This window comes from Kocuria sp. ZOR0020, assembly GCF_000800955.1.
Taxonomy (GTDB): Bacteria; Actinomycetota; Actinomycetes; order Actinomycetales; family Micrococcaceae; genus Kocuria; species Kocuria subflava.
This window is the reverse complement of sequence record NZ_JROX01000294.1, coordinates 1-8,454: the sequence shown is the minus strand read 5'-3', so window position 1 is coordinate 8,454 and position 8,454 is coordinate 1. Positions and strand designations below refer to the sequence as shown.

The 8,454-nt window shown below is 64.8% G+C and carries 6 protein-coding genes, 1 tRNA gene and 1 pseudogene; 3 read left to right on the top strand and 5 right to left on the bottom strand.

The features are described from left to right. Positions 1 to 726, top strand: a pseudogene (locus tag L979_RS16395) (MFS transporter); the annotation flags it as partial. 42 nt (positions 727 to 768) lie between these two features. Further along, positions 769 to 1,848 carry a hypothetical protein gene (locus L979_RS13180; RefSeq protein ID WP_052209893.1) on the top strand — a complete coding sequence of 360 codons (1,080 nt, stop codon included), beginning with the start codon at positions 769 to 771 and terminating at the stop codon, positions 1,846 to 1,848. Between the two features lie 266 nt (positions 1,849 to 2,114). Here L979_RS13180 and L979_RS13175 read toward each other — a convergent pair. Both L979_RS13175 and glgA read right to left on the bottom strand, forming a co-directional pair. Then, positions 2,115 to 2,200 (bottom strand) — tRNA-Leu (locus L979_RS13175). Positions 2,201 to 2,418: 218 nt separating this feature from the next. Next, complete coding sequence (gene glgA / locus L979_RS13170; RefSeq protein ID WP_047692661.1) at positions 2,419 to 3,621, bottom strand: glycogen synthase; 1,203 nt, start codon at positions 3,619 to 3,621, stop codon at positions 2,419 to 2,421. 205 nt (positions 3,622 to 3,826) lie between these two features. Here glgA and glgC point away from each other — a divergent pair, with 205 nt between their 5' ends. Further along, a complete protein-coding gene (glgC, locus tag L979_RS13165) occupies positions 3,827 to 5,077 on the top strand; it encodes a glucose-1-phosphate adenylyltransferase (RefSeq protein ID WP_231559547.1) in 1,251 nt (416 codons plus the stop codon). Positions 5,078 to 5,192: 115 nt separating this feature from the next. Here glgC and L979_RS13160 read toward each other — a convergent pair whose 3' ends face one another. The 3 genes from L979_RS13160 to L979_RS13150 form a co-directional block, all read right to left on the bottom strand. Next, positions 5,193 to 6,047, bottom strand: a complete 855-nt coding sequence (locus L979_RS13160) for a transglutaminase family protein (protein WP_047692659.1) — start codon at positions 6,045 to 6,047, stop codon at positions 5,193 to 5,195. Continuing rightward, positions 6,044 to 6,991 (bottom strand): alpha-E domain-containing protein, encoded by a 948-nt coding sequence (locus L979_RS13155; RefSeq protein WP_047692658.1) that lies wholly within the window; start codon positions 6,989 to 6,991, stop codon positions 6,044 to 6,046. Before L979_RS13155 ends, L979_RS13160 begins: the two co-directional genes overlap by 4 nt. Before the next feature lie 3 nt (positions 6,992 to 6,994). Next, positions 6,995 to 8,454: circularly permuted type 2 ATP-grasp protein (locus L979_RS13150; RefSeq protein ID WP_047692657.1), on the bottom strand; the 1,460-nt coding region annotated here is incomplete at its 5' end.

Below are 8,454 nucleotides of genomic sequence, written 5' to 3'. Positions count from 1 at the left end.
CAACCACTGTCCGAGCTGGGTGGGTGGCAGGTCTCCGCGTGGGTGCTGGGCGTGTTCTCCGTGCTGATCGGCGTGGTGGTGATGGTGGCACTGCCTGCCGATGCCCCGTCCAAGCAGCGGCTGCCGGTGCACGAGGTCTTGTTCGGCACCTTCACGGTGCTGCGTCACGCCCAGATCGCGTTGATCTGTGTTCTGGGTGGGCTGATCATGGCGGTGTTCGTGGGGGCCTACAACGCCATCGCCCTGCGCCTGGAAGCTGAGCCGTTCAACCTGGGCAACGAGGCCGCACTGGTCTACCTGGCCTACCCCGTGGGGATCCTGGCGCCGGCGATCTTCCGCAGGATCGGGGCTCGGCTGGACCGGCCTGCCACCGTGGTGGCTGGGCTGCTGCTCATGGGTGTGGCCGTGGCGGCGACCTCCCCCGACCTGGTGGCCACCGCCATGTTCGGCCTGGGGCTGCTGACCTTTGCGTTCATGGGAACCCACTCCATGATCAGCGGTTGGGTGGTGGACCGGGCGCACCGGCTGCGTCTGAGCACGGCCCGGGCATCCAGTGCCTACCTGGTGCTCTACTACGCGGGCTCCACGGTCTCTGGGACTCTGTCAACGCACCTGTGGAGCTCTTTCGGATGGATCTCCGTGATGCTGTGGTCGGCAGCCTTGGTGCTGGCCGGCCTGGTGTGCGCTGGGGCTGTGGCGGTGCTGCAGCGTCGCGACCCCGCCTGACGATGACCTAATCGACGGGGTGCTTACGGATACGGTGGGTGCATGGCCCCCGACCTCCCAGAACCACCCAAACTGCGGATCCTGCTCATCAGTGATCCCGGTCTGCCATCGCGGCGTGTGTCCAAGATTCAGGACCGTTTCCGTTCCTACCTGGTGCGGACCTACCCCCACACCGTGGATCTGCTCACCGTCACGGACACCATTCGCCTGCGCCCGGACAACACTCTGGACGTGGCCTCGGCGGCAGCCCTGGCCGCCCACTACGACGACGTCGATGCCGTCCTTCTGCTCACCGAAATCCCTCGGTACCGGGAAGATCACCCACTGGTGGCCGAGATCTTTCCGGAACACAACGTGGGTGTCATTTCCTGCCCAACGTTGGGGGCCGTGACCACGCGGCGTCGGATCCTGAAGGTGTTGTTGGACTGCGTGGCGCGGTTGATTCCGCCGTCGGGTGCCGACTCCCCCGGTGAGCTTGGAGCAGATCCGCAGCCCCGGGTGCGCTGGACCGAGTGGTTCGCCCTGGACAGCGGGCATGTGGGGTTGCGCTCCGGGCGGTGGGTTGGATCTGTGCGCACCGTCATGGGCATGACCATGGCCAACGACCCCTGGCGCACAGCACCGCGGCTCTCCAGCGCCCTTGCGGCAGCCACTGCCACCGGTGCGTTCGGCATCTTCTACAGCTCCATCTGGCAGATGGCCGAATACCTGAGCACGGTGCGGCTGGTATCCATCGGTGTGCTGGCTGTGGCGGTGATGGTCACCTGGCTGATTGTGAGCAACGGGCTGTGGGACCGGCCGGTCAAGGACAGCCTCTCCCGCGTCATGGCGCTCTACAACCTCTCCACGATCCTCACCCTGTTGGTCTGCGTGGTGGCGCTCTACCTGCTGCTGGTGGTGTTGATTCTGCTGGGTGGGCTGATTGTGATCTCCCCGGAGTTCATGGCCACGCTCTTGGACACGGATCGGGTCCAGTTCACCAACTACTTGGACATCGCTTGGCTCAGTGCAGCCATGGGAGTGGTGGCCGGAGGGCTGGGCTCCAGCTTTGACAGCCGTACCGACCTCAAGAAGCTCACCCACGGCCAACGCGAGCGCCAGCGCCGGTATGCAGAGGACTGATCCTGCGGGTGGTGCTGTGCTGGGCGAGTTCTGCGCATTCTGGGACCCCATCAGGCGCTGATGACGGCTCAGATTGCGCAGAACTCGGGCGAGGCGACTGGCTACGTCCAAGCCGGCGGCAGTTTGGTCCCGCATGAAGGGCTGATGACGTACCAAAGTGGCACCGGCTTGGGTCTTGGCGCCGGGGACCCGCCGAACTGGCAGCCAGACACGCAAAAGGCCCCTGACCTGGTCAACAAACCCAGGTCAGGGGCCTTGCAATATTGTGCGCGGAGGGGGACTTGAACCCCCACCCTCTAATACGAGGACTAGCACCTCAAGCTAGCGCGTCTGCCTATTCCGCCACCCGCGCAGGTGACCGGGAGCCGTTTTGGGGGCACATGCACCCACTCGACCGCCGAGCAACGACGACGACTGTAGCACAATCACCGCCCTCACCCACCATCACCCGGGGGCACACCAACAAGCACCAAGACCAGCACCAACGCCAGGATGAACACCTGGTTCAACAACCACCGGGTGCGCCCGGTGAAGGTAACTCTGGCGGTGGGCAGGCCCCCACCAGGCACGTCAGTCCGTGGGCAGGACTGACCTGTAGACCTCCAGGGTGCGCTCGGCAATGGCCTCCCAGGAGAAGTGCTCCTCCGCCCGGATCCGGCCGGCCTCACCCATGGCGCGGGCCCGCTCAGGATTGGAAATCACCTCGGTCAGGGCGGCCGCAAAGTCGGAGACGAACTTCTCCGGATCCAACGGGGTCCCGGATCCGTCGTCCACCTGCTGGATCTCCACCAAGCGGCCAGTCTCCCCGTCCACCACCACCTCGGGGATACCACCGGTGGCGGTGGCCACCACGGCGGCACCGCAGGCCATGGCTTCCAGGTTGACGATGCCCAGGGGTTCGTACACGGACGGGCAAGCGAAGGCAGTGGCGTGGGACAGGATCTGAATGACCTCACGGCGCGGGAGCATCTGCTCAATCAGCACCACGCCTTCCCGGGTGGCGCGCAACTCCTCAATGAGGCCGTTAACCTCGGCGGCCAGCTCGGGGGTGTCGGCTGCACCAGCGCACAGCACCAGCTGCACCTCGGGCGGCAGCTGCAAGGCGGCGCGCAGCAGGAACGGTACACCCTTCTGGCGGGTCACTCGGCCCACGAACACCACGGACGGCTTGGCGGGGTCGATCCCGAACTTCTCCAGGACGTCCGTGCCCTCGTCCCGGTTCCACTGGGAGACGTCAATGCCGTTGTGCACCACCTGCACCTTGTTGGCATCGATTTCCGGGTAGCAGCGCAGGATGTCCTTGCGCATGCCGTCGGACACGGCGATCACCGCGGCGGCGTTGAGGTAGGCGGTCTTTTCCACAAAGGAGGAGATGGCGTACCCACCGCCCAGCTGCTCTGCCTTCCAGGGCCGCAGCGGCTCCAGGGAGTGGGCGGAGATCACATGGGGAATCCCGTGCATCAGGGAGGCCAGGTGCCCGGCCATGTTGGCGTACCAGGTGTGGGAGTGGACCAGGTCTGCTCCCCCGATGTCACCGACCATGGCCAGGTCCGTGCCCAGGGTTTCAATGGTGGCGTTCTGCCCGGCAAGATCATCCGGGACCTTGTAGGCCTGCACTTGGGCCCCGTGGAAGTTGGGTTCGCGGGGTTCCCCGAAGCAGCGGACGTTGAGTTCAACCAGCGGCGCCAGGACCCGGGATAGCTCAGCGACGTGAACGCCGGCGCCACCGTAGATTGCGGGCGGGAACTCCTTGGACACGATGTCGATACGCACGTGACTGAGACTACATTCACCGGGGCCGCACGCCCACATCGGAGCGGGTTGATGCGCAACCTTACGGTTGCTTTGCGCAATCTGAGGTCCTCAACTTCCCACGGGACCCCCTTTCAGGGTTGAGTTGTCCCGGAACCACGGTCCTCTCCGCGGGGGGCCGCGTCCCGAACCCCCGTTCGGGATCACGACGACGACGTCTTGAGAGGTGCACATGGCACGCAAAAAGGTGCTGGCAATTGTTCTGGCTGGTGGTGAGGGCAAACGCCTGATGCCCTTGACCGAAGACCGGGCCAAGCCGGCTGTTCCGTTTGGCGGAACCTACCGGTTGATCGACTTTGCCCTGTCCAACCTGGTCAACTCGGGGTACCTGCAGATTGTGGTGCTCACGCAGTACAAGTCGCACTCCCTGGACCGTCACCTCTCTGAGACGTGGCGGCTGTCCACGTTGTTGGGCAACTACATTGCTTCCGTTCCGGCTCAGCAGCGTCACGGCAAGGACTGGTTCCTGGGTTCGGCCAACGCCATCTTCCAGTCCATGAACCTGATTGACGATGCCAAGCCGGACATCGTGGTGGTGGTGGGTGCCGATCACGTGTACCGCATGGACTTCTCCCAGATGGTGGATTTTCACATCGAATCCGGTGCCAAGGCCACCGTGGCCGGTGTGCGTCAGCCCTTGGACTTGGTCACGTCCTTCGGCGTCGTTGAGACCGATCCGGAGGATCCCACCAAGATCACCCAGTTTGTGGAGAAGCCCGCCACCACACGTCCGTTGGATGATGACCCCACCCAGTTCCTGGCCTCCATGGGCAACTACGTTTTCAACACGGACGCCCTGGTGGAAGCCCTGCAGCAGGATGAGTCCCGTGATGACACGGACCATGACATGGGCGGGGACATCATGCCGTACTTTGCGGACCGCGGTGAGGCGGCGGTGTACGACTTCACCAACAACGATGTCCCCGGTTCCACCGACCGTGACCGTCAGTACTGGCGGGACGTGGGCACCTTGGATTCGTACTACGACTCCCACATGGACCTGCTGCGTCCCATGCCCGTGTTCAACCTCTACAACACGGCTTGGCCGCTCTACACCCATCAGGTCACCGCACCGCCGGCCAAGTTGGTGCGCGGCCCCTACCAGGAGGGTGGCGTTGCCACGGACACCATTCTGTCTCCCGGCGTGATCGTGGCCGGTGGCCGGGTCCAGGAGTCCGTGCTCTCCCCCAACGTGGTGATCGGCAACCACGCGCGGGTGGACAAGTCCGTGCTGCTGCCCAATGTGCATGTGGAGGATGACGCCGTGGTGGAGCGCTGCATCGTGGACAAGAACGTGGTCATCCCGGCAGGTACCCGCGTGGGTGTCAGCGCGGAGGAGGACCGTGCTCGCGGCCTGCACGTCACGGAGTCCGGGATCACCCTGATTCCCAAGAACTACAAGTTCGACCAGTCCTGACACGCACCGAGACCTCCGTCATGTCCTTGACCAGCGTGGATTTAGGGACATAACGGAGGTCTCGGCATGTTTGGGGGTGGGCGGATGGAGGCGAAGACGACGCCGCCCGCTCACCTCACGCGGTGCGGGTCACCTCCACGGTGACCTCCAGCGCCTGGGTGCCACCACCGCCGGTGACCACGCCCTTGAGCGGCGGAACGTCCTTGTAGTCGCGACCGTGACCCACCTTGACGTGGAGATCATCCAGGTACTTGTGGTTGGTGGGGTCATAGGCAATCCATTCGCGGTCCCACCATTCCACCCAGGCGTGGGACTCCCCCGCCACGGTCACACCAATGCCGGCGGAGTCATCCGGGTGCAGGTAGCCGGAGACGTAGCGGGCGGGAATGCCCAAGTGACGCAGCACGGCCACGGACACGTGTGCCAGGTCCTGACACACACCGCGTCCATCGGCCCAGACGGCGTCGGCGTCGGTGTGGACCCCGGTGACTCCGGATTCGTAGGTGACCTGCTCGCGGATGCGGCGGAAGACCTCCTTGACGGCTGCTGCCGGTGAGTCGGCGCCCTCACGGACCTCAGCGGCCACTGCGCGCAGGGCCTCGCCGGGGGTGGTGAGCCGGGTGGGCACCAGGTATTCGGCGTAGCTGTCCTGGTGTTGGGGGGAACCCAGGTGTTCCCAGCTCAGTCCGACTGCATCCGGGTCAACGGAGCGCCGGTGGACCTCCACCTCCGCAGAGGAACGCACTTCCAGGACGGAGTGCCGTGCGGGGACGTCAAAGTCGGCCACGCGGGTGCCAAAGTAGTCCACGTAGTTGTGGATGTGCGCGGTACCGGGCTTGACCGCCAGTTCTGCGGTGAGCACCAGCTGTTGGTCATCGGAGACCGGGGTCATGCGGGCCTCGTTGTGGGAGCGCTTGACCTTGGTGTCGTAGACGTAGCGGGTCACGTGGTTGATGGTCAGACGGGTCACAGGACGCCTCCAAACCAGGAAGATTCCTGTTCGTGGGTGAAGTACTTCTCCGTCACGGATTCGGCGGCCTGGGCCACCGCGGCCTGGACGGCGTTGAGGTGCTGGGGCAGTTCCCGGACCACGCTGGCGGTGTCCAGGTATTCCAGTTCGGCACGGGAACGGCCCACAATCCTGCGGGCGTCGTTGGTGAAGCCCATGCGTCGGGAGCCTGGGTCGAGTGCTTCCAGGATGCGTTCGGCGTGGGTCAGGGAGAAGATCACCGAACGCGGGAACAAGCGGTCAAGCAGCAGGAAGCGCACCGCGGATTCATCGTTGAAGGTCCCGTGCCGGGTGCGCAGGAAGGCCTCGTAGGCGCCGGCGCAATGCAGGATGTCCACCCAGGAGGTCTCACTGGTGGGTAGACCTGCAGCAGGCAGCCCGGAGGTGCGGGTCCACAACAAACGGGCGGTCATGTCCGCGCGTTCCAGGGTCACGCCCAAGGTGAGGAACTGCCAGGACTGGTCGTGGGACATGGTCATCTCCGCCTGCCCACGGATCATGGAGATCCGTTCCGCCGCCCACTGACACATGCGGAAGGTCCCCACCACGTCATGCCGGTGCTGGTTGAGCCCGTAGTACGTGGAGTTCACGGCCTCCCACATCTTGGAGGAGACGATCTCCCGCGCTCGCCGGGAATTTTCCCGGGCGGCGTTGACGGAACCGGCAATGGAGGTCAGGGAGTCCTTGTTCCAGGCCAGTTCGTGGATCAGGTCCCCCACATCCGGCTCGTCCTTGGAGATGGGGGCGCCCATGACCTCCATGATCCGCCGGACCTCACTGGACTGTTGAGCTTCAGGCAGCTGGGTGATGCGCTCCAGGTGGACGTCCAGGATGCGGGAGACTCCATCGGCGCGCTCCATGTAGCGTCCGATCCAGAACAGGGATTCGGCAATGCGGCTGAGCATGGCTCATGCCTCCTTTCCTGAACGGGTCTGCTGCTGTTGCTGCTGTTGGTCGTTGAGCTCGGCGTCGTCAGCCCAGTGGGAGGTCACGGGGAAGGTGGCCATGGAGGCCACCGTCTCCGCCTGCTCGGGTTGTGGTTCCACCGGGGCGGAGCGGTTGCCGATCACCCAGGTGTCCTTGGATCCACCGCCCTGGGAGGAGTTCACAATCAGGGAGCCCTTGGTCATGGCCACACGGGTCAGGCCACCGGGCAGCACGTACATGTCCTCACCGGAGTTCACGCAGAAGGGGCGCAGGTCCACGTGACGCGGGCTGAAGCTTTCGCCGTCGAACGTGGGAACGGTGGAGAGCTGCAGAACCGGCTGGGCGATCCACCCGCGGGGATCCGCCAGGACCTTGGCCCGCAGTTCTTCCAACTCCTCCGGGGTGGCGCGTGGGCCGATCACAATGCCCTTGCCGCCGGAGCCGTCCACCGGCTTGACCACCAGCTCCTCCAGGTGTGAGAGCACGTACTCGCGCGCCTCGTCCTCCTCAAGGCGGTAGGTGTCCACATTGGGAAGGATCGGCTCCTCATCCAGGTAGTAACGGATGAGATCCGGCACGTAGGAGTAGACCAGTTTGTCGTCAGCCACGCCGTTGCCCACCGCATTGGCAATGGTCACGTTGCCGGCCCGGGCCGCGTTGACCAGTCCGGGGCAGCCCAGCACGGATTTGGGGAGGAACTGGAGGGGATCGGTGAAGTCGTCGTCGATCCGCTTGTAGATCACGTCCACGCGCTGCTCACCTTCCGTGGTGCGCATGTAGACACGGTCACCGCGAACCACCAGGTCCCGGCCTTCCACCAGCTCCACACCCATCAGCCCTGCCAACAGCGTGTGCTCAAAATAGGCGGAGTTGAACACGCCCGGAGTCAGCACCACCACCACGGCGTCCTCCCCCGGTTCAGGGGCGGTGGCCTTCAAAGCGTGCAGCAGGTGCCGGGGATAAGAGTCCACCGCCATGATCGGCGTGGACATGAAAGCTTCCGGCAGGCCCTTCATCATGGCCCGCCGGTTCTCGATCACATAGGACACCCCGGACGGCACCCGGACGTTGTCCTCCAGCACGCGGAACACGCCGTCGTCGTCACGCACCACGTCAATGCCGGCCACATGAATCCGCACCCCACCGGCAGGCTTGAAACCCCAGACCGGGCGGTGGAAGTGGGCGGAGGAGGTGATCAGCGCTCGCGGCACAATGCCGTCCGTGATGACCCGCTGATCCCCGTAGACGTCATCCAAGAACAGCTCCAAAGCCTTGACGCGCTGCTTGACGCCGCGCTCAATGACCTCCCATTCCTGCATGGTGAGCACCCGGGGCACAATGTCCAGGGGGAAGGGGCGCTCCTCACCGGCAAAGTCAAAGGTCACGCCGCGGTCCAGGAAGGATCGGGCCATGGATTCATCCCGGGAGGTCACATCCCCCA